At 66.1% G+C, this 19941-nt stretch carries 24 protein-coding genes; 14 read left to right on the top strand and 10 right to left on the bottom strand.

Going from position 1 to position 19941, the window contains the following annotated elements; translation table 11 throughout:
* Positions 1-317 precede the first annotated feature (317 nt).
* The 8 genes from infA (at position 318) to truA (ending at position 5163) form a co-directional block, all read left to right on the top strand.
* Positions 318-539, top strand: a complete 222-nt coding sequence (infA, locus tag ABD912_RS04755) for a translation initiation factor IF-1 (RefSeq protein WP_068731548.1) — start codon at positions 318-320, stop codon at positions 537-539.
* 83 nt (positions 540-622) lie between these two features.
* Positions 623-736 carry a 50S ribosomal protein L36 gene (rpmJ, locus tag ABD912_RS04750; RefSeq protein ID WP_071894985.1) on the top strand — a complete coding sequence of 38 codons (114 nt, stop codon included), beginning with the start codon at positions 623-625 and terminating at the stop codon, positions 734-736.
* A 154-nt stretch (positions 737-890) separates the two neighbouring features.
* Positions 891-1265 carry a 30S ribosomal protein S13 gene (gene rpsM, locus ABD912_RS04745; protein WP_345148869.1) on the top strand — a complete coding sequence of 125 codons (375 nt, stop codon included), beginning with the start codon at positions 891-893 and terminating at the stop codon, positions 1263-1265.
* Positions 1266-1310: 45 nt separating this feature from the next.
* Positions 1311-1712 carry a 30S ribosomal protein S11 gene (rpsK, locus tag ABD912_RS04740; RefSeq protein ID WP_345148868.1) on the top strand — a complete coding sequence of 134 codons (402 nt, stop codon included), beginning with the start codon at positions 1311-1313 and terminating at the stop codon, positions 1710-1712.
* A gap of 161 nt (positions 1713-1873) precedes the next feature.
* Positions 1874-2884: a DNA-directed RNA polymerase subunit alpha gene (locus tag ABD912_RS04735; protein ID WP_345148866.1), complete on the top strand. Its 1011-nt coding sequence runs from the start codon at positions 1874-1876 to the stop codon at positions 2882-2884.
* 86 nt (positions 2885-2970) lie between these two features.
* A complete protein-coding gene (gene rplQ, locus ABD912_RS04730; RefSeq protein ID WP_345148865.1) occupies positions 2971-3489 on the top strand; it encodes a 50S ribosomal protein L17 in 519 nt (172 codons plus the stop codon).
* 172 nt (positions 3490-3661) lie between these two features.
* Positions 3662-4165 (top strand): VOC family protein, encoded by a 504-nt coding sequence (locus tag ABD912_RS04725; protein ID WP_345148863.1) that lies wholly within the window; start codon positions 3662-3664, stop codon positions 4163-4165.
* A 158-nt stretch (positions 4166-4323) separates the two neighbouring features.
* Complete coding sequence (truA, locus tag ABD912_RS04720) at positions 4324-5163, top strand: tRNA pseudouridine(38-40) synthase TruA (RefSeq protein ID WP_345149415.1); 840 nt, start codon at positions 4324-4326, stop codon at positions 5161-5163.
* A 24-nt stretch (positions 5164-5187) separates the two neighbouring features.
* On the opposite strand, the gene ABD912_RS04715 is transcribed toward truA, so the two are convergent.
* From ABD912_RS04715 to ABD912_RS04685, 7 genes are all read right to left on the bottom strand, one after another.
* Positions 5188-5571 carry a hypothetical protein gene (locus tag ABD912_RS04715; RefSeq protein WP_345148861.1) on the bottom strand — a complete coding sequence of 128 codons (384 nt, stop codon included), beginning with the start codon at positions 5569-5571 and terminating at the stop codon, positions 5188-5190.
* A gap of 35 nt (positions 5572-5606) precedes the next feature.
* Positions 5607-6497: a type II secretion system F family protein gene (locus tag ABD912_RS04710; RefSeq protein ID WP_345148859.1), complete on the bottom strand. Its 891-nt coding sequence runs from the start codon at positions 6495-6497 to the stop codon at positions 5607-5609.
* A gap of 8 nt (positions 6498-6505) precedes the next feature.
* Entirely contained in the window at positions 6506-7471 is a 966-nt protein-coding gene (locus ABD912_RS04705) for a type II secretion system F family protein (RefSeq protein ID WP_345148857.1), read from the bottom strand.
* A 2-nt stretch (positions 7472-7473) separates the two neighbouring features.
* Positions 7474-9057, bottom strand: a complete 1584-nt coding sequence (locus ABD912_RS04700) for a CpaF family protein (RefSeq protein ID WP_345148855.1) — start codon at positions 9055-9057, stop codon at positions 7474-7476.
* Positions 9054-10247 carry an AAA family ATPase gene (locus tag ABD912_RS04695; RefSeq protein ID WP_345148854.1) on the bottom strand — a complete coding sequence of 398 codons (1194 nt, stop codon included), beginning with the start codon at positions 10245-10247 and terminating at the stop codon, positions 9054-9056. The genes ABD912_RS04700 and ABD912_RS04695 overlap by 4 nt, the downstream gene beginning before the upstream one ends.
* Entirely contained in the window at positions 10244-10987 is a 744-nt protein-coding gene (gene cpaB / locus ABD912_RS04690; protein WP_345148852.1) for a Flp pilus assembly protein CpaB, read from the bottom strand. The genes ABD912_RS04695 and cpaB overlap by 4 nt, the downstream gene beginning before the upstream one ends.
* A 602-nt stretch (positions 10988-11589) precedes the next feature.
* Positions 11590-11760, bottom strand: a complete 171-nt coding sequence (locus ABD912_RS04685; protein ID WP_345148851.1) for a Flp family type IVb pilin — start codon at positions 11758-11760, stop codon at positions 11590-11592.
* 1219 nt (positions 11761-12979) lie between these two features.
* Between ABD912_RS04685 and rplM the strand changes: the two genes are divergently transcribed.
* The 6 genes from rplM to ABD912_RS04655 all read left to right on the top strand — a co-directional run bounded on the left by rplM (position 12980) and on the right by ABD912_RS04655 (position 18233).
* Positions 12980-13423: a 50S ribosomal protein L13 gene (gene rplM, locus ABD912_RS04680; protein WP_345148850.1), complete on the top strand. Its 444-nt coding sequence runs from the start codon at positions 12980-12982 to the stop codon at positions 13421-13423.
* Between the two features lie 38 nt (positions 13424-13461).
* Positions 13462-13962, top strand: coding sequence for a 30S ribosomal protein S9 (rpsI, locus tag ABD912_RS04675; protein ID WP_345148848.1), 501 nt, complete (start codon positions 13462-13464; stop codon positions 13960-13962).
* Between the two features lie 109 nt (positions 13963-14071).
* A complete protein-coding gene (gene nagB, locus ABD912_RS04670; RefSeq protein WP_345148845.1) occupies positions 14072-14872 on the top strand; it encodes a glucosamine-6-phosphate deaminase in 801 nt (266 codons plus the stop codon).
* 214 nt (positions 14873-15086) lie between these two features.
* Positions 15087-16082: a polyphosphate kinase 2 gene (gene ppk2 / locus ABD912_RS04665; RefSeq protein ID WP_345148842.1), complete on the top strand. Its 996-nt coding sequence runs from the start codon at positions 15087-15089 to the stop codon at positions 16080-16082.
* 283 nt (positions 16083-16365) lie between these two features.
* On the top strand, positions 16366-16818 hold the full coding sequence (locus tag ABD912_RS04660) for a TadE/TadG family type IV pilus assembly protein (protein ID WP_345148840.1): 453 nt from the start codon (positions 16366-16368) through the stop codon (positions 16816-16818).
* Positions 16815-18233 (top strand): TadE/TadG family type IV pilus assembly protein, encoded by a 1419-nt coding sequence (locus tag ABD912_RS04655; protein WP_345148838.1) that lies wholly within the window; start codon positions 16815-16817, stop codon positions 18231-18233. Before ABD912_RS04660 ends, ABD912_RS04655 begins: the two co-directional genes overlap by 4 nt.
* A 19-nt stretch (positions 18234-18252) precedes the next feature.
* Here the strand turns inward: ABD912_RS04655 and ABD912_RS04650 are convergent, their stop codons facing one another.
* From ABD912_RS04650 to ABD912_RS04640, 3 genes are read right to left on the bottom strand one after another with little or no spacing between them, the layout of a single operon-like run.
* Entirely contained in the window at positions 18253-19044 is a 792-nt protein-coding gene (locus ABD912_RS04650) for a hypothetical protein (RefSeq protein ID WP_345148837.1), read from the bottom strand.
* 6 nt (positions 19045-19050) lie between these two features.
* Positions 19051-19587 carry a hypothetical protein gene (locus ABD912_RS04645; RefSeq protein ID WP_345148836.1) on the bottom strand — a complete coding sequence of 179 codons (537 nt, stop codon included), beginning with the start codon at positions 19585-19587 and terminating at the stop codon, positions 19051-19053.
* 16 nt (positions 19588-19603) lie between these two features.
* Complete coding sequence (locus ABD912_RS04640) at positions 19604-19903, bottom strand: hypothetical protein (protein ID WP_345148835.1); 300 nt, start codon at positions 19901-19903, stop codon at positions 19604-19606.
* Positions 19904-19941 lie beyond the last annotated feature (38 nt).

Below are 19941 nucleotides of genomic sequence, written 5' to 3'. Positions count from 1 at the left end.
ATCCTGCCTCCCGGCTGGGGCCTGACACCGGTTATCCACAGGAGAGGTTTGGCCTCCCCACAACGCTGTCTGGGAAGTGCACCTTAAACGCGGCGTTTAAGGTGCACTTCCCAAGCAGCGTTCTCCAATTGGGGTCGTCTCCTGTGCCGATTAGCGAAATCGGGCGAACCCGGGTAGGCTTATGCGTTGGTTGTCTCTATGCCTATGCCCAAAACGCCGCCGGGGTTCCCCGGAGGGTGTGGCGGGCCTGCGGGCAGGAGCGGCCGGAAACAAAAACCGTCGGGACACCCGTCCTGGCACAAACGTTAGCGGAGGATATGGCCAAGAAAGAGGGTGTCATCGAGGTAGAAGGCACCGTGTCGGAGGCACTGCCCAACGCGATGTTCCGCGTTGAGCTTCCGAACGGGCACGTTGTGCTTGCAACTATCTCGGGAAAGATGCGTCAGCACTACATCCGGATCCTCCCAGAGGACCGCGTAGTGGTGGAACTCAGCCCGTACGACCTCAACCGCGGCCGTATCGTCTACCGCTACAAGTAAAGACTTCCGCCCCCGCGCTTGCGCGGGAAGCGAAGGTAGTTACGTCAGCTCAATCCAACACAGCAACCGCAAAGGAGAAAACCGTGAAGGTTAACCCTAGCGTGAAGCCGATCTGCGATAAGTGCAAGGTGATCCGCCGTAACGGTCGGGTCATGGTGATCTGCGAAAACCCACGCCACAAGCAGCGCCAGGGCTAATTTCCCGCACGGGAAATAAGACCTGCGCGTAGTTATCAATAAAGGCAGCTCAGCGTCCACTACGCGGGACGCACACCCCCGGCACGGAGGCCGGGGACCCGGAAACGGGGATGGGCTGCTTCAGACCTCCGCAAAACGAAAGTAGACAACCAATATGGCTCGTCTCGCTGGCGTAGACATCCCGCGCGAAAAGCGCGTGATCATCGCGCTTACTTACATCTACGGCGTGGGCAAGACCCGTGCAGAGCAGACCATCGCCGAGACCGGGATCAACCCCGATACCCGTGTCAAGGACCTCACCGACGCTGAGCTGGTTCAGCTGCGTGACTTCATCGAGGGCAACTTCAAGGTCGAAGGCGACCTCCGCCGCGAAGTTGCTGCCGACATCCGCCGCAAGGTTGAGATCGGCTCCTACGAGGGCATCCGCCACCGCAAGGGCCTGCCGGTCCGCGGTCAGCGCACCAAGACCAACGCTCGTACCCGCAAGGGCCCGAAGCGCACCGTCGCCGGTAAGAAGAAGGCCCGCTAAATCTAGCGGCCCCCTAAGCCCAAATTTTCTCGTAGGAGTAAAAGTATGCCCCCGAAGACTCGTGGAGCGGTGCGCAAGCCGCGTCGCAAGGACAAGAAGAACATCGCGCTTGGTCAGGCGCACATCAAGAGCACCTTTAACAACACCATCGTGTCCATCACGGACCCGAGCGGTGCGGTCATCTCCTGGGCTTCCGCCGGTGAGGTTGGCTTCAAGGGCTCCCGCAAGTCCACCCCGTACGCCGCGCAGATGGCCGCCGAGGCCGCTGCAAAGCGTGCGCAGGAGCACGGCATGAAGAAGGTTGACGTGTTCGTGAAGGGTCCGGGCTCCGGTCGCGAGACCGCCATTCGCTCGCTGCAGGCCGCTGGCCTCGAGGTCGGGTCCATCCAGGACGTGTCCCCGAGCGCGCACAACGGCTGCCGTCCGTCGAAGCGTCGCCGCGTCTAGTTGACCGCGCCAGGTGCGTGCCGCCGTCGTCCTTGTAGGAACGACGGCGGCACTTGCCGCCCGCGGTCCGCTGGACCAACTGACGTTCGCCGGCAGGCAGACGCCGTTTCCACCCCCTGTGTTGCGTCATATAGCGGACGCTCGCTGAAAGGAAATCTTAAGTGCTTATCGCACAGCGACCCACTCTGACCGAAGAAGTCGTCGCCGACAACCGCTCCCGGTTCATCATCGAACCGCTGGAGCCGGGCTTCGGCTACACCCTTGGCAATTCGCTCCGCCGCACCCTGCTGTCCTCCATCCCGGGGGCAGCGGTGACCAGCGTGCGGATCGACGGCGTGCTGCATGAATTCACCACGGTTTCGGGTGTGAAGGAAGACGTCACCGAACTGATCCTGAACATCAAGAACCTGGCGGTGTCTTCCGAGCACGACGAGCCCGTCGTCGCCTACCTGCGCAAGCAGGGCCCCGGCGTCGTCACGGCCGCGGACATCACCCCGCCCGCTGGTGTGGAGTTCCACAACCCCGAGCTGCACATCGCGACGCTGAACGCGAAGGGCAAGTTCGACATGGAGCTGACCATCGAGCGTGGCCGCGGCTATGTTTCGGCTTCGCAGAACAAGAGCGCAGACCAGGAAATCGGCCGTATCCCGGTCGACTCCATCTACTCTCCGGTTCTGAAGGTGACCTTCCGCGTGGAGGCCACCCGCGTCGAGCAGCGCACCGACTTCGACAAGCTGATTGTCGACGTCGAGACCAAGGATTCCATCGCGCCGCGCGACGCCGTTGCGTCCGCCGGCACGACCCTGGTCGAGCTGTTTGGTCTGGCCCGCGAACTGAACACGGCCGCTGAAGGCATCGAGATCGGCCCGTCCCCGACGGACGCCGCCCTCGCCGCCGACATGGCCCTGCCGATCGAGGACCTGGAACTGACCGTCCGCTCCTACAACTGCCTCAAGCGTGAGGGCATCCACACCGTGGGTGAGCTCGTTGCCCGCTCCGAGGCCGACCTCATGGACATCCGCAACTTCGGTGCCAAGTCCATCGATGAGGTCAAGGCGAAGCTGATCGAACTGGGTCTGTCCCTGAAGGATTCCCCTCCAGGGTTTGACCTCGCCGCTCGCGCTGCCGCCATCGAAGAGGACGACGCCGCTTACGGTGACGAAGAGGCCTAAGGGCCGATTCAAGGACTAAAACTTTGCCCACGGGCCCGCTTCCTTTGAGGTTCGGTCCGGAGGGCTCCATTTGAGGAGAAAAACCAATGCCTACCCCCACCAAGGGTCCGCGCCTCGGAGGCGGTCCCGCCCACGAGCGCCTGATGCTGGCCAACCTGTCGGCCCAGCTGTTCGAGCACAAGCGCATCACCACCACGGTGACCAAGGCCAAGCGCCTGCGCCCGTTCGCCGAGCGCCTGATCACCTTCGCCAAGCGCGGTGACCTGGCTTCCCGCCGTCGTGTGCAGTCCGTGATCGCTTCGCGTTCCCGCACCAACAAGGGCATCGTCCACGAGCTGTTCGAGAACATCGCCCCGGTGATGACCGAGCGCGAGGGCGGCTACACCCGCATCACCAAGATCGGCAACCGCAAGGGCGACAACGCTCCGATGGCTGTCATCGAGCTGGTCCTGGAGCCGGTTTCCCCGAAGCAGGCCGTTGTGAAGGAAGCCGAGAAGGCTGCCGCCAAGGCCGCTCCGGTCGAGGAGCCGACGGTCGAGGAGACCCCGGCTGCCGAGGCCGCCGAGGTCGAGACCGCGGAGACCGAGAAGAAGGACGAGGCCTAGGCCTTAGCCCTTTTCGGCAACCCACGGGCCAGGCCCGCCGCTCGCAGGAGCGGCGGGCCTGCCTGTTTTAACGAACGGCTTTGGAGCACGACGCCGGGTCCGGCGCCGGGGTTCCGTCCGGTTCTGCGCGGGCCTAGGGTGGAGCAAAACCACCTGCCGTGAGGAGTGCCCCGTGGAAACGCCCAAGGACAAGACCGCCCCCTGTTTGTGGTTCGCGACGCAGGCCGAGGAGGCGGCGCGGTTCTACGTTGGCCTCATCCCGAACTCGCGGATCGTCGAAACCTCGTACTACATCCAGGACCAGCCGATCCAGGACCAGCCGCTGCCCGCCGGCACGGTGCTGACGGTGGAGTTTGAACTCGACGGCCGCCGCTACACCGCCCTGAACGGCGGGCCCGAGTTCACGTTCAACGAGGCCGTCTCCATCCAGCTCTACTGCGAGGACCAGGCGGAAATCGACCGCTACTGGGACGCCCTCACGGCGGACGGCGGGCAGGAGAGCCAGTGCGGATGGCTCAAGGACAAGTACGGGCTCTCGTGGCAGGTGGTCCCGCGGAAGATCAACAGTTTCTTCATCAGCGAGGATTCCGCGGCGGTGAAACGTGCTTGGGACGCCCTGATGCCCATGCGGAAACTGGACCTCGCGGCCCTGGAGGCGGCCTTCGACGGGAAGTGATCCCGCGGAAGGCGGGCTGGCGTTAGGCGACCGGGCGGCAGCACACACGCCGCCTCGCTACAATCTTTCCCATGCTTGATTCCCTGCCTGACGGCAATATTTTGGGTGCCGCCGTGTCCGACGCCGGTGCCTCCGAACCCGCGACGGTGCGGGTTCGGATGGAGCTGGCCTACGACGGCGCGGCGTTCAACGGGTGGGCCACGCAGCCCGGGCTCCCCACCGTGCAGGGGGCGCTGGAGGAGGCCCTCGCGATGTTGGTGCGCCGTCCGGTGCGGACCGTGGTGGCCGGCCGGACCGACGCCGGCGTCCACGCGCGCGGACAGGTGGTGCACTTCGACCTGACACCGGGGGAGTGGCAGGGGCTGCCGCGCGGCCAGGCCATCGAACCGGAACTGGCGCTTGTTCGCCGGGTCCGGGGTGTGCTCTCCCGGCTGGGGGGCACGGTGTTCGTGCATTCCGCGGCGCTGGCGGACCCGGGGTTCGATGCCCGGTTCTCCGCCCTGTGGCGGCGCTACTCCTACCGGATCGCCGACGGGCCCGAGCGTTGGGATCCGCTGACCCGGGCGACGACGCTGTGGCACGGGCAGCCGCTGGATGCGGACCTGTTGAACGCGGAGGCGGCCACGGTGGCCGGACGCCACGACTTCCACTCCTTCTGCAAGCCGCGCGAGGGGGCGACGACCATCCGCACCCTGGAGGACTTCCGCTTCGTCCGTGGGGAGGACGGAGTCCTCGTGGCCCACCTGCGCGCGGACGCATTCTGCCACAACATGGTGCGGGCCCTGGTCGGGGCCGTCCTGCTGGTCGGGGACGCGCGCGAACCGCAGGGATGGCTGGCCGAAAGGCTGGGCGAGAAGGTCCGCGATGCGAAGACCAAGCTGGCCGCCCCGCACCCGCTGGTGCTGGAGGAGGTGGCCTATCCGGGCACCGCGGAGCTGGCCACTCGGGCCGAACAGACGCGGGCCCGGCGCGCGGCGCACGACGTCGACGCCCGCTGACGCCGCGGATCGTCGCCTCCGGAGTCAGGCGCCCATGCCGGCGAGGTGCTTTCCCGCGGAATGGTCGGGGGAGAGCAGCAGGTCGGGGTTGACGATGAACTCCTGCGCCCAGGCCGACGCGCAGTGCAGGACGTTGCAGTCTTCGCCGCCGGCGACCACCGCATGGCGGCCGAGCGTGATCGGGACGGAGGAGGTGTCCAGGATCTCCGCCACGAAGTGCACCCGGTCCCCGTACCAGGAGTCGTACTCCGCCCACCCGAGAAGGTCGGCATACACCCTGTCCAGGGTGAGCCCGGATTCGGGTACTTCGAAGTCGTAGTCGATCTGGTAGATCGATTCGATCGGTGCGGTCACGAGGACCACGGCGCGGGGATGTCGGCGCACGGCGGTCGGGGTGGGCAGGGACACGGGAGGCTCCGTCCTGGATTGCGGTGTGTCGGCGATCAGCCGAAAAAGCTGCTGGTCATGATGTTGATGGCCGCAGGGCCCATGATGACGATGAACAGCGTGGGGAAGATGAAGAACAGCAGCGGGAAGAGGATCTTCACGGGCAGCTGCATCGCCTTTTCCTCCGCCCGCTGACGGCGCTTGACGCGCATCTGCCCGGCCTGGGTCCGCAGCACCCGCGCGATGCCGATGCCATAGCGGTCCGCCTGGACCACCGCCCGGATAAAGGCCTTGAGGTCCTGCACCGAGGAGCGGTCGGCCATCGCCTGGTACGCCTCGCGGCGGGAGCGGCCCATCTGCATTTCCTGCAGGGTGCGCCCCATTTCCTCGGCCATCGGGCCGGAACTTCCCGCCGCCACGCGGTTCATCGCCGCCTCGAAGCCCAAACCGGCCTCCACCGAGATCAGCAGCTGGTCGAGCATGTTGGGCAGTTCAAGCTGCATGGCCTCTTGGCGCTTCAGCCCGATGTTGTAAACCAGCAGGTCGGGCAGGAAGTACCCGAAAGCCGTCAGGAACAGCAGGAGCAGGACGGGCACGGCCTCGGCGCGCCCGCCCATGAACAGCAGGCCCAAGCCGGCCCCGGCCAGGGCGAGGACCGGCTTCAGGATGAGGATTCGGTCCAGCGGCCAGGCGGCCGGGCGCCCGGCCATGGCCAACTGGCGGTCCAGCTTGGCGGCATAGGTCCCCGGGGTGATCCGCCGGGCGATGGCGGCGAAGTCCGCATCCCCCCGATTCCGCTGCTCGGTGGCCGCCGCACCGACGCGGGAGAGGTTGCGCCGGATCAGCACAAACTGGTTGCGGTCGACGGCGACGAGTCCCCAAGTGAGGAAGGCCAGCGGCAGCACCAGCAGGGCGATGGCCAGCCAGCCCACGATTCCGATTCCCATGATTCCCCCTAGAACTTGATCTTGATCATGCGGCTCATCCAGAAGGAGCCGATGGCGAGCATGATGCCGCCGACCGCGAGCATCGCGAGCCCCAGCGGGTGGGAGAATAGCGTGCCGAGATAGTCCGGATTCATGACATACAGGACGCCGCTGATGCCGAAGGGCAGGGCGATCAGGATGTAAGCGGACATCTTGCCCTCCGCCGACAGGGCGCGCACCTGGCCCTTGATCTGAGCCCGTTCGCGAATGGTGTCGCCAACCTGGTCCAGCACCTGGGACAGGTCGCCGCCGACCTCGCGGTTGATCTGGATCGCCTCCGCGATCCAGGAGAAGTCATCGGAGTCCATGCGGCGCGCGGTTTCCACCATGGTTTCTTCGGGGTTGCGTCCCATGCGGACCTCGTTGACTATCCGCGCCAGCTCCTCGGACATGGGTGCGTCGAATTCCTCGGCGGCGGAGTCAATGGCACGCATAACCGAGTGCCCCGCGCGGAGGCTGCCGGCGAGCGTCAGGACCAGGTCCGGCAGCTGGAGACCGAATTTGGTCCGTCGCTTCTCCCGCAGCACGGTGAGGACCAGCCAGCCGGCGAGCGGCACCAGCAGGGCCAGCACCAGGCCCAGCCCTAGGCCGTTGAGCGCGGTTCCGAGGAGCGCGGCCACCACGGCCCCGGCGGCCAGCAGTACCAGGAACTCCGCCGGGGAGATCTTGAGTCCGGCTCCCTGCATCGCCTCCTGGCTGAACAGCCCGCGTCCGCTGGTCCCGACGGTACGTTCGGCCACCCCCACGGCGGCCCCGCTGAAGCGGGTCAGCAGGGAGGCCGGCCGCGCGAGGCCGGCGAAGGCGGGTCTGCCGGTCAGCCGCTTGCGCCGCTCCCGGCTGATCTCCGCGCTGGCCGGCCGGTAGACCGTAAACAGCAGGACCAACACCGCGGCGAGCCAGGCCGCGATCCCGGCAGCGATGGGCAGCATTCCCATGGTTACCGCCTGCCCGTCGTGGTGAGAGGCCGCGGGTCCCCGAAGATGCTCGGGGGCAGGACGATGCCCATGTCGTGGAAGCGGTCCAGGAACCGGGGGCGGATACCGGTCGGTTGCGGCTTGCCGAGGAAGCGCCCGTTGGAGTCCAGCCCTGCGGAGTAGTCGAAGAGGAACGCGTCCTGGAGGGTGACGATGTCCCCTTCCATGCCCTGGACCTCCGTGATGTGGGTGACGCGGCGGGTGCCGTCGCGCAGCCGGGTGAGCTGGACGATCACGTCCACGGCGGAGGCGACCTGCTCGCGGATCGCACGCAGCGGAAGGTCCATGCCAGCCATCAGGACCAGCGTCTCAAGGCGGGCGATCGCATCGCGGGGCGTGTTGGCGTGGACCGTGGAAATGGAGCCGTCGTGGCCGGTGTTCATGGCCTGCAGCATGTCCAGGGTCTCGCCGCCGCGGACCTCGCCGACCACAATGCGGTCCGGACGCATGCGCAGCGAGTTGCGCACCAGGTCGCGGATGGTGATGGCACCCTTGCCCTCGATGTTCGGCGGGCGGCTCTCCAGGCGCACCACGTGCTCCTGCTGGAGCTGGAGCTCCACGGCGTCCTCGATGGTGATGATGCGCTCGTCGCTGGGGATGAACCCGGAAAGCACGTTCAGGAGGGTCGTCTTGCCGGTGCCGGTGCCGCCGGAAACGATGACGTTCAGCCGGGCCTTGACGCACGCATCGAGCAGATGCGCCATGTCCGTGCTCAGCGTGCCGAAATCGATCAGGTTGCGCACGGTGTAGGGGCTCTTGCTGAACTTGCGGATGGTCAGCGTGGCGCCGCTGACCGCCAGCGGCGGGATGATGGCGTTGACGCGGCTGCCGTCCTCGAGCCGGGCATCCACCAGAGGGGACGATTCGTCGATGCGCCGGCCGACCCGGGAAACGATCCGCTCGATGACCCGGCGCAGCTGCTCCTCCGAGCTGAACGTCGAATCGGACAGGGACAGTTGGCCGCGGCGCTCCACGTAGATCCGGTCCGGCCCGTTCACCATGATCTCGGTGATGTCCTCGTCGTCGAGCAGGCGCTGGAGCGGTCCAAGCCCCAGGACCTCGTCGCCGATGTCACGGATCAAACGCCGCCGTTCCTCGGGGGTGAGCGGCACCTGCTCCTGGTCGATCACTTGGCTGAGTTCGTCGCGGGCGAGCTGGCGCACCGCTTCCTCGCTCAGCGAGGTGTCTGTGATGCGCGTGCCGAGCCTGCCGTACAGTGCCTCGGCGGCGCGGGCCTTGAGCCCGGCGAGGGCGTCGGACTTGCCGCGGGGCGGCGCCGGTTGGGAGGCCGCCCCCTGGGAGGCGAGCTTCCCGGCCAGGCCGGACGGCTCCTCCGTGCCGGGCGCGGCGGAGCCGTCCGGTTCGCCGTAGCCGAGGGACAGGTCGAACACCTCGGAGCGCGGTGCTTCCGGTTCGGCCGGCACCGGCGCAGCCGGTGATTCCGGCTGCGGGACCGGCGGGGCCTGCCCGACCGCGCCCGCCGAGCCGTTGCCGGTGGCGTCGGGGCGCTCGCCGCGCATCGAGTTCAGGCGTTCGCTCAGGTTCACTGGAGGACCTCCTGCCGGGGAAGCTTGGGCTCCTGTTTGGAGTCCTGGGCAAACCGCTTGGCCAGCTTGTCCAAGCCGCGCCAGGCGCCGTCCCGCGTCGCCCCGGTCAGCAGTGGCATGCCCTTGTTGGTGCTCAGCGGCACCATGCGCGAGCGCGGGACCACGGTGTCCACGGGAATCCCGATCGATGTCTCGACATCCTGGACGGACAGGCCGGTGCGCCGGTCCGCGAAGTTGAGCACCACGTGCCGGCCCTGAGGCATCAACTGCAGCTCCTTGAGCACCCCGAGCCCTGAATTCAGGCCGCGGATGCTCGGCACGTCCATGCCCACCACCCACACGGCGTCGGTCGCTTGTTCCAGCGCGGCAAGCACGTGCTCGCCGAGGCCAGGGGCGGTATCCAGCACCACGTACTGGAACTCGGCGGCCAGCTGGTTGATCAGCACGGCCACCTGCTCGGAGGTGATGAGGTCCGCGTCCGCCGGGTTTTTCGGCCCGCACAGCGCGTAGACGCCGGTTTCGTCGAGGGACAGGAAGGCCTTGAGCACCATGGAATCCTGGGCCGCGGCCCCGAACACGGCGTCCGCGATGGTGTGCTCCGGGTCCAGGTTCAGGGCGCTGGCGACGTCACCGAACTGCAGGTCCAGGTCCACGATCACCACCCCCATCGGCGCCGCCTTGGCCAGCCCGACGGCCAGGTTCGTGGAGACGGTGGTCTTCCCGACCCCGCCCTTGGGCGACATGACCGCTATGACGCGGCCCCGGCGTCGTTCCCCGCCGCTTCCCTCGCCGCCCTGGCGGCGGCGGGAATCGGTCGCCAGGCAGGCGCGTTCCAGAAGCAGGCGCAGCTCGGCCGGATCCGAGGCCGGGTCCGCGATGTCGCGGATGCCGGCGCGCATCGCCGCCACGATCTCCTCCGGTTCCGGGGTGCCGGCAAGGACCACCGCGAGGTCCGGATGCTGGAGGTCCAGTTCCCGAGCGAGGCGGAAGGCCGCCTCGCGGTCGACGTCCGGACCGAACAGCACGACGTCGGTCGGCTCGCCGATGCTGCGGGTGAGCAGGTCGCGCGGGGTGAGGTGGGCCGCCTCGGCGGAGATCCGCTGGATGGCGCCGGGCATGACGCCCTTCACCGCGGCGCGCAAGCGGCGCTCGAAGTCCTGGATGTCCGTCAGGAGAAGGAAGCGGCTCATTTCAGTACCTCATTCACGTCGAGGACCGTGCGGTCGCCGGGATTGGTGTCATCGTTCTGCTTGGTCAGCCAGAGTGCGCCATTGAGTTGGGCGTAGATGATCTTGGTGGCCTGGACTGAATCGACGCCGAAAGTGACGTAGGCGGAACCCGAGGGCATTGCGGTGGTGCCCTCCTTGGTTTCGGTCTGCTCACTGGGGGCGATCTGGATCGCGGTAACCAGGACCTTGTCGTAGAGGTGCTTGGCGACCTCATCCTCTTCCGCGTCCGGGTTGTTCTTTTCCTTGACGGTGAAGTTGGTGAAGATGCCCACCTTGTCCCCGGCCGTGAGGTTGCCGCCGGCCACCCGCTCCGGTTCCAGCAGGACTGTCACTTCCTGCAGGCCGGACGGAACGGCGACCGTGCCCGGCGTCAGCTGGGCCGACTCGGCGACGAGCTTGGCATCCAGGAGTTGCTCGCCGGCGACGATGTCGGAGGCAACCACCCTGTCCGTGACCTCCTCCAGAGTGCTGAGCGCACCCGGTGCGACGGCGGTTCCCGGCAGCGATTTGGTCTCCAAGTAGGAGGCCAGGTCCCCGACAGAGGTGCCGGCCGGGATGTCCGTGGTCGCGACCAGCACTGTAACCGGGTTCAGGTCCTTCTGGGCGCGCAGGTCAGCGGCCTTGACGTAATTGAGAAGTAGGATGGCACCGACGATGGCCAGGACCAGCGCTGCCATGCCCCCCAGCAGCCTCGTTTTCATTCGTTTTCCCCCAATATTCAGGCAGGTGTTGCCTAGTGATTGCCTTGCTTGCCCCAACGGATGAGGTTGCGGGGGCACGCCCCCAAGACACGCCCCCGCAACGGATCATTGGGTCAGCGTGACCATGGTGGCCCCAGTCGTCGACATGCCGCCCAGCTCGCAGACTGAGAAGGCCAGCAAACACTCCGAGGTGGGTTCGACCGGAGCCCCCACCTGGCGGCGACGCTGTCCGCGACGCCGGCCGCGCGAGAGGGGCCGAAAACCGGCACGACGAAGACCGAGACCCAGTCGAAGGCGGGCCCCGGTTTCGGCTGCTTGCATGGTAGCGGTCACCGTGCCGGCGCCCGTGTCCCCCGACACGGGCGGAAGCTGGGTGAAGCTGGTCGTGGAATTGGTGTTGGACAGGACCTGGGCCTTAACCCGGCAGAGCTGCCCGCCTTCGAGGGCCGATGCCCCGCGTTCCCCCAAGAAACGCGCCCATCGGCTAGGTGTTCCGTACCGCATGAGAGCCCCCCAGCTACTCGTTGACGGTGGAGTGGGTGTGGTGGGGCGGCGCGGTCCGCGCGCCGCCCCACCACCGGCCGGCTGAAGCCGGGTGTAGGTTAGATTGCGTTTGCGACCTGGGTGAACTTGGCCAAGAGATCCGTACCAATGGTGCCGACGACGGTGATGATCACTACGGCGATCAGCGCGACCATGATGCCGTACTCGACGGCGGTGGCTCCCTTTTCCTCTCGCTTCAGCTTGACGCCCAGGACGTGGATGGTGGTCATGATGTGTGCGGCGATGGTGTTCATTGAAATACCCCAAATCTTTCTCAAATGGTTGCGGCCTTGTGCCACAACCAGCCTTGTGTTGAGGAGAGGTTTGAGGGTGCTCTGGATTCAATTGTCTAGCTTGTCTTGCCCCCAGTAGATGCCTTGCCGTTTCCGGCTGCCCCCTTCGTGGCCCCCCGACCACTGACATCTGGTTGGAACTCTAAGCACGGAAATTTGACTTGCCTAGTCCCTTTTCAAGAATTTTTTCGCCGGCTCCATCGCTGGGATCCGCCGTCTGACAACGAGTTTTGGCGCAAGATCCGCGCCAATTCAAGACTCAACTAATGGCTTCGATTTTCAGTGAATTTTTGTAAAACCGTTTCCGTAGCCGGGATGCAGATTCTCCGGGCTCCGATAGCGGGGCCGCTGGATTTGGCGCCTCAGGGACGCCCGTGCTAGGGGAACTGAGCCTTCGGGCGGGGGCGGCCTGGGGGCCGGGCGGAGCTCCCCGGGTCACTCGGCTGTCAGCAAGTCCAGCCGCCTCAAGGTGTGACGCGTGTCGCCTTCGATGGATTCGTTTGCCTGGCGCAGCCCTGACGACGGAATCAAGAGTTGACTTCCCGGCGGGCCGGGATCCAAGCCCAAAAAACCCTGTCTTTTCAGGAAATTCCGACCGACGGAATCCGAAGGAAAATTGGCCTGACGAAGGCGAATTATTTTTGGCCCAACCGCCGAAAAAGTCGAAATTTGTGGCTTCGAGCCACCACTGAGGGCGTATCGACCACCTGTTTCCCGTCTCCGAGGACGAGGGGGACTGGCGGTGGATGGGCGTAAAGGGACCCGTTGGATAGGTATGCGCCGGGATGTCCGAAGGTGGGACCAGGTCTCCAATGGGGCGGTTCGGTGGACGGCGCCCGCGGAATGCGCCGCCGGGTGGAGTAGGGCCGGCGAGGGGCGTCCGCAGCTGCTTTTGGAGGCCGGTGCCCCGATCCGCTAAAGTAGGTGGTTGTTGTGCATGTCCTTTGCCTGACACAACCTTCTCCGCGTGCGGGTCCAGTTGCAGGACCTCTGGTCTGTGGGGATGGCAGGCAGCCTCTGGGCGGCCGGTTGGATCAGCCCTCACCTGACGAACTGGTACAGCGCATCGATAACACGGCGCCCTTCCGGGAGTGGATCTCACCGCTGCCTCCGGCGGAAGCGCTTGACCAGTAACCATTAAACGAAGGCAATTACCGTGCGTACGTACTCTCCTAAGCCTGAGGACGCCGACCGTCAGTGGCTGATCATTGACGCCACCGACGTCGTTCTGGGCCGCCTCGCCAGCCAGACCGCAACCCTGCTGCGCGGCAAGCACAAGCCGACTTTCGCCCCCCACATGGACCAGGGCGATTTCGTCATCATCATCAACGCCGAGAAGGTCGCCCTCACCGGCGCCAAGCTCCAGCAGAAGCGCGCCTACCGCCACTCCGGTTACCCGGGCGGCCTGAAGTCCGTGAACTACGCGGAGCTGCTTGAGAAGAACCCGGTCCTGGCCGTCGAGAAGGCCGTCAAGGGCATGCTTCCCAAGAACTCCATCGCTGCCAAGCAGCTGGCCAAGCTCAAGGTCTACCGCGGTGCCGAGCACCCGCACGCTGCGCAGCAGCCGAAGACCTTCGAGATCACCCAGGTCGCGCAGTAGCGCTGGGCCCCGAGAAAAAAGACTTTTAGGAGATAATCGTGGCTCAGAACACTGAAGAGCAGAACGAATTCGAAGGTGCGGCTCCGGCCGCCTACACCTCCGAGTCCGCACCGGTCGGCGAGACCGTCGTCAAGGAGCGCCCGGCCCTGACCGTCGCCGGCTCCGCCGTCGGCCGCCGCAAGGAAGCCGTCGCCCGCGTCCGTGTTGTTCCGGGTTCCGGCAACTGGACCGTCAACGGCCGCACGCTGGAAGACTACTTCCCGAACAAGCTGCACCAGCAGGAAGTCAACGAGCCGTTCAAGCTCCTCGAGCTCGACGGCGCCTACGACGTCATCGCCCGCATCCACGGCGGTGGCCCCTCCGGCCAGGCCGGCGCGCTGCGCCTGGGCGTTGCCCGCTCGCTGAACGAGATCGACCGCGAGAACAACCGCCCGGCCCTGAAGAAGGCTGGCTTCCTGACTCGCGACGCCCGCGTCATCGAGCGCAAGAAGGCCGGTCTCAAGAAGGCCCGCAAGGCTCCGCAGTACTCCAAGCGCTAAACCGCTTGCCGGAAGCTTTTGCTTCTATTCCGAAGGCCCCGCAACCGTTTTGGTTGCGGGGCCTTCGGCCGTTTCCGCCGGTACGGAGTACTTGCCCTATGCTGCCCGCATGGAAATCATCGTCCTCCCCGACGCGGACGCCGTGGGGCGCCACGCGGCCGGCATTATCGCCGAGACCATTGCCGCCGGCCCGCAGCCGGTGATTGGCGTTGCCACGGGCTCCAGCCCGCTGGCCACCTACCGCGAACTCGCCGCCTTGGCCGCCCGGGGCCTGGACGTCTCGCGCACCACCGCGTTCGCCCTCGACGAGTACGTGGGCCTTGAGCCCGGGCACCCGCAGAGCTACCACGCGGTCATCGACCGGGAGGTCACCCGGCGCATCAGGCTGGACCCGGCCCGCGTCCATGTCCCGGACGGATCCGCCGACCACCTCGAGGCGGCCTGCACCGCTTACGAGGACGCCATCGCCGCGGCCGGGGGAGTGGACATCCAGTTGCTCGGCGTCGGGGCCAACGGGCACATCGGCTTCAACGAGCCCGGCTCCTCCCTCGGCAGTTCCACGCGGGTGAAGACCTTGGCCCCGGGCACCCGCCGCGACAACGCCCGCTTCTTCGGCGGCGACCCGGAAGCGGTGCCGATCCACTGCGTTACCCAAGGCATCGGCACCATCCTGCGCGCCCGGCGCCTGCTGCTGGTCGCCACCGGCGCCGCCAAGGCGGACGCCGTCGCGACCCTGTCGGAGGGGCCGCTGGGGGCCTACTGTCCGGCCACCGCCCTGCAGCTCCATCCGGACACGACAGTCGTCGTCGACGAAGCGGCGGCGGCGAAGCTGACGTTGCGCGAGTACTACGACTTCGCCCGCGACCACGCCAACGATCTCTCCCGCCCCTCCCGTTTCACCAACGGTTGATTCCCCGCCCCTTTGTTTCGCCAAGGCTTGATGCTGCTTCCCGGCCCAAAACCCGACACCGTCCTTTGGCGAAACGGGGGAGGAGAGCAGGAGGTTTCGGCGAAAGCCGCCGCTCCCGTGGACGCGTGGGCCGGCGCCGGAAACCCTAGCAGGGCCCCTATGCCGGGCGTATAGTTCCGGCAGGATCCAATACCGCCGGGAAAGGGGATTGGACATGCCTGACGAGACCGACGAGGTGCTGGACAAGGCCACGGTGGAGGCGCCCGAGCACCTTGAGCCCCCCGCTGAAGGGGAACGGCACTCCGTGTCCGTGGACTACGTCGGCGAGGTGGACGAGCTGCAGGAGCTGGAGCAGCGGGACAACCGCGCCCTCCCCGTCGCGGATCCCGATGCCTGGCGCCACGACTTCCCCTACGAAACCAAGCTGACCCGCCGCGCGTACGAACAGCAAAAGCGCGCGCTGCAGATCGAACTGCTCAAGGCCCAGCTGTGGGTGAAGGAAACGGGGCAAAAGGTCCTCATCATCTTCGAGGGCCGGGACGCCGCCGGGAAGGGCGGGGCGATCAAGCGGTTCATGGAGCACCTGAACCCGCGCGGCGCCCGGATCGTGGCGCTGGAGAAGCCCACCGACATCGAGCGCACCCAGTGGTACTTCCAGCGCTACATCCAGCACCTGCCCAGCGGCGGGGAGATCGTGATGTTCGACCGCTCCTGGTACAACAGGGCCGGCGTGGAACGCGTGATGGGCTACTGCGATTCGCGCCAGCTGCTCGAGTTCATGCGCGAGGCTCCGGAGCTGGAGCGCATGCTGGTCAATTCCGGGACGACGCTGGTCAAGTTCTGGTTCTCGGTGGGCCGGCGCGAACAGTTGGCCCGCTTCGCCAACCGCGAGACGGATCCGGTGCGGCAGTGGAAGCTGTCCCCCACGGACCTTGCCTCGCTGGACAAGTGGGACGAATACACGCAGGCCAAGGAGGCCATGTTCTTCTACACCGACACGGCCGACGCACCGTGGACGGTAGTGAAGTCCAACGACAAGAAGCGCGCCCGGCTGGAGGCCATGCGCCACGTGCTGAGCCTCCTGGACTACCCGGACAAGAACCACAGGGTGGTCCGCGAGCCGGACCCGCTGATCGTGGGCTCCGCGTCCCGCGTCTTCGAGGAGGGGGAGAAGGGGGACACCGACTTCCCCATCCTCAACCCGCGCTGAGCTGGCTGGCCGGCGCGGCCGTGCCGCACGCGGTTGAGCCTGCCCGGCGCTCCTTCCAGCCCGACGCCGGGGCGCTGACGTGCGCTTTTCGCGTGACCCAATCGCTTGACCTCACCGGGCAGGGCGGGCACGATGAGCATCGGGGGAAGCCAGCTTTGGGGGGAAGCCAGCTTTAAGCGCCTTCGCGATCGGACGCGACGGCAAAATCAGGCAACCATATGCCGCGCCAAACCCATTGTTGAACTGACAGTTCCATGTCTGTGCACTTTGGAAGGAGCAGCAAATGTTGAGGTTCTCGGCGGTCGATCCACCGGATCGGGAGAAACAAAGAGGGGCGACGGCTGTTGAATTTGCCCTCATTCTGCCCCTGCTGATCGCCATGCTCATGGGAGTGATCGACTTTGGCTTGGCGTTCTCGCAAAACATCAGCCTGCAAGCCGCGGCACGCGAGGGCGCGCGGCAGGGCGTGACGCAGGGCGATGTCATCGCCTACACCCGCCAGGCGAGGGGTCAGCTGGATGACTCCAAGCTCCAGGTGAAGTTCTCCGTGGACACCTCGGGAGGAACTCCCGGCGTCGTGGTTGTCTGTGCGCGCTACCCCCAGTCGTCCGCGACTGGTTTCTTCTCCTGGATACTCGACGGCGCGTTCGAGGCCAAGTCCGTCATGAAGATGGAAGGAACCGCGACCGTGACGTCGGGCTCCAAGAACTGGGGAGGCGGATCATGCGCCCCGTGACACCGGTACCGTCCGTCCCTGAAAAGCGTCGCCGGATGCTCGGGGAACGCGGAGCGTCGACGGTGATGTATGCCCTGCTCATTCCCGTGCTCTTCGCGTGCCTTGCCCTGGCCCTCGACTTCGGAAAGCTGGTCTACGAGCGTCACGAGCTGAGCAACGCCTTGGACGCCGCGGCGTTGGCCGGGGCCCACTCCCTTCCTGCCGATCCGACCGCAGCCAAGAACGTCGCGCTTCAGTTCGCCAAGGCCAATGATCCCGAGGCGGTGCCCGTTGCCACCTTCAGGTGCGTGGTCGCGTCCACCGGGGCCTCCAAGACCGTGGCCAGCGGACAGGTCCCCGGCGTCTGCGACCCGGGAACGACGGCCGGAGCCAAATGCAACGAGAAGATCTGCGTCATTCCCTGCGTTCCGGGAAACGGGCACACGTGCAACACGATCACCGTGGCCGATGACAAGGACGTCCCCTTCGTGTTCGCTCCCGTCATCGGGTACGACGTCGGGAACACCGGCGCGCTGGCCTCCGATGCCTGCAAGGGATCCTGCGGCGCCCAAGTCCCGAACGCCATGGACATCGCGATGGTCGCGGACCGCACCAGCAGCATGAGCGATCCCGACCGGAACCTTATGGTCGCGGGGATCAAGAGCACCCTCCAGACGATGACCAAGGAGCAGCAGTACGTGGCGCTGGGCACCATCCACCGCAGCAGTTCCTCCGGCAGCTGTATCACCGAACCCTCCAGCTCAAAAACGGACGGCCCGTGGATTCCGGTCCCGTTCTCCAACGACTACATCAAGAATCCGGGTGTTCCCGGCGCAACCCCGCCGCTGAACACCGGAAGCACGCTCTTCAAGGGCCTGGACTGCCTGCAGAAATCCAGTGGAGGAACCTACCTCGCTTCGCCGTTGAAGGCCGCGGCGCGGTACGTCCTGGGCAAGGACACCAATAACCTGGGAAGCCTGCCGGCGCGTTCGGCCCCGGCGCGCAAAGGGATCATCTTCGAGACGGACGGTCAGCCCAACGAGGACTACATCAGCGGATTCACTTCGTTGGACACTTCGGGCGACATCGGCAGCAAAGACGAAGCCACCGCCTGCAGCAACTTCAAGACGGTCGCGGGCAATGCGAAGGCCGAGAAGGTCCTGATCGTGACCGTAGCGTTCGGTGACGCCACCAATGCCAGTTGCGGCAGCGGCAAGTTGGTGCGCGACGTTCTGGCGGCGGCGGCATCACCGGATGCCACCGGCGCCGCCAGCGACGCGGACAACGACTGCCAAACTTCGGCCCGAAGGACGGCCGAAAACACCGACGGGGACTTCTTCTTCTGCGCGGCCAGCGGAACCGAACTCGGCCCGATCTTCGTCTCCGCGGTCAATGCGATCAGCTCCGGCTCCCACCTGATCCGGATTCCGGAATGACCGGCGGGGCGCCGTCGGTCTACGCGAGAAGGTCCCTTGCCATGAGGCACCCCGCGGCAACGCACGGGTAGGTCGCCGGAAAGCTCCACAGGAAGGTGTTCAGGCCCATGAACACCGCACAGCCGAGGTGGAATGCGAGGCCGATCCCAAGGACGGCCACGAGTGTGCCTTGCGACCCCAGCGCCAAGGGTCCAAAGCCGATCTCGAAGACAATGACCGTCCAACAAGCGGCCGCGGCCAGCCCCCGGGAACTGCCCAGAACGCGGGCAGCCAGGGGATGGCCGTGGCTGCGCGTGGACAGGATCAGGGGCAACGCCTGGCCCTGGCGCCATAGGGGGGAAATCAGCTTGGCCACCCCTGCCGTCGTATAGGAAAGGACGGCTTGGGCGGCTATGAAGAGCACCGCGGCCGCCATGCGCAGGGGACTTTCCGTGGGGATGACCGCAAGGAAGGCGGAAAGCAGGATGATTGCCGACATCTGTTCCGCTCCGTCACCGGCGATCCGGCGCCGCCAACGCAGCAGGAGGAAGGCCCCCAGGAGCCACGCGAGCGAGATTTTTCCCCACGGGCTGAACGGGCCGGCGGCGGCCAGGGTGGCAGCGGCAAGGACCTGGACGGCAATTGCTGGGCGTAAGAAGGGACCGAATCCGGCAAGCATCCGCTGGTCCTTGGCCGGTGCCGCCAGGGCGCCGCTGCTGAAAATGCCGGTTTCCGAGAATTCCCGGCGCAGGGCCCACAACTCCAGGCCAGCGATGAACAATCCCGCCGCAGCGGTGCGTACCGTCAGGTCCAATGCCCACTGAAGCTCCATGTGTTCCTAGCTTTCGAAAGGATGCTTCTCGGAAAGGAACCGCAGTTCCAGGGTTTGGGTCGGCCCGAACCCCTGGGAGGCAATGACCGCGAACTGCCTGGCCGTGGAGTCCGGAGGTACCGGCTGTGACATGGCCCAACTCAGCAGGCGCAGATACGGCGTACTCAGCATGACCGTGCGGGCCCCGGTTTCGCGCGCCGCGGCGGAAGCCATGGACAGTCCGCCTGCGGCATCGGCCACGGCCTTGGACGCGTATCGCTCCGGGTGCCAGATCCAGCGGGTCCAGGAATTCAGGCTGCCAAGGTCGAGCTCCTGCCATTCCGTTGGCTCGTCCAGGATCCAGTCCCGGAAGACCAGATGGATGTCATGCCGCCCAGGATTCGGCGCAAAGAACGACCACCGCGGTATCAGCCCCAGGACGTCGTGGCCCATGAGTCGTGTCCAGCGATGCGGCCGGAACTGATGGAAGGCCGAAACCCCGAACCAGAAGCACAGGAAGCCGGCGACGGCCAAACCCCAAATGGCTTCCAGGTCTGCGGTCATCGTGGGCTCAGCGAAGTCATCCCTGTGACTTGAGCGCTTCGTCGCGCAATTCGATCAGCTGCTTCAGCGTGACGGATGATTCCAGCGTTGCGGCCAGTTCGCGGATCTTGCCGATGACCTGAAGATCATGCTCCGTGATTTCCAGGCCGCCGTGGCGGGCTTCCCACATCGCTTCGACGCGGTCCGCCTGGGCTTCCGCCTGCTCCTGCGTCTTCTCCAGGCGGTCCTCGAGGGAGAGGCCGTTTTGCTGGGCTATCGCAATGAGCAGATCTATGCTGGCCAGCTGGGCGGAGTTGAGCGACGATTCACGGTCCATCTCGTGTCTTTCCTTCCACTACACGCATATTCCAGTGG

Source organism: Arthrobacter ginkgonis (genome assembly GCF_039540195.1).
Classification (GTDB): domain Bacteria; phylum Actinomycetota; class Actinomycetes; order Actinomycetales; family Micrococcaceae; genus Zafaria; species Zafaria ginkgonis.
This window is presented reverse-complemented; position numbering and strand designations above follow the sequence as displayed.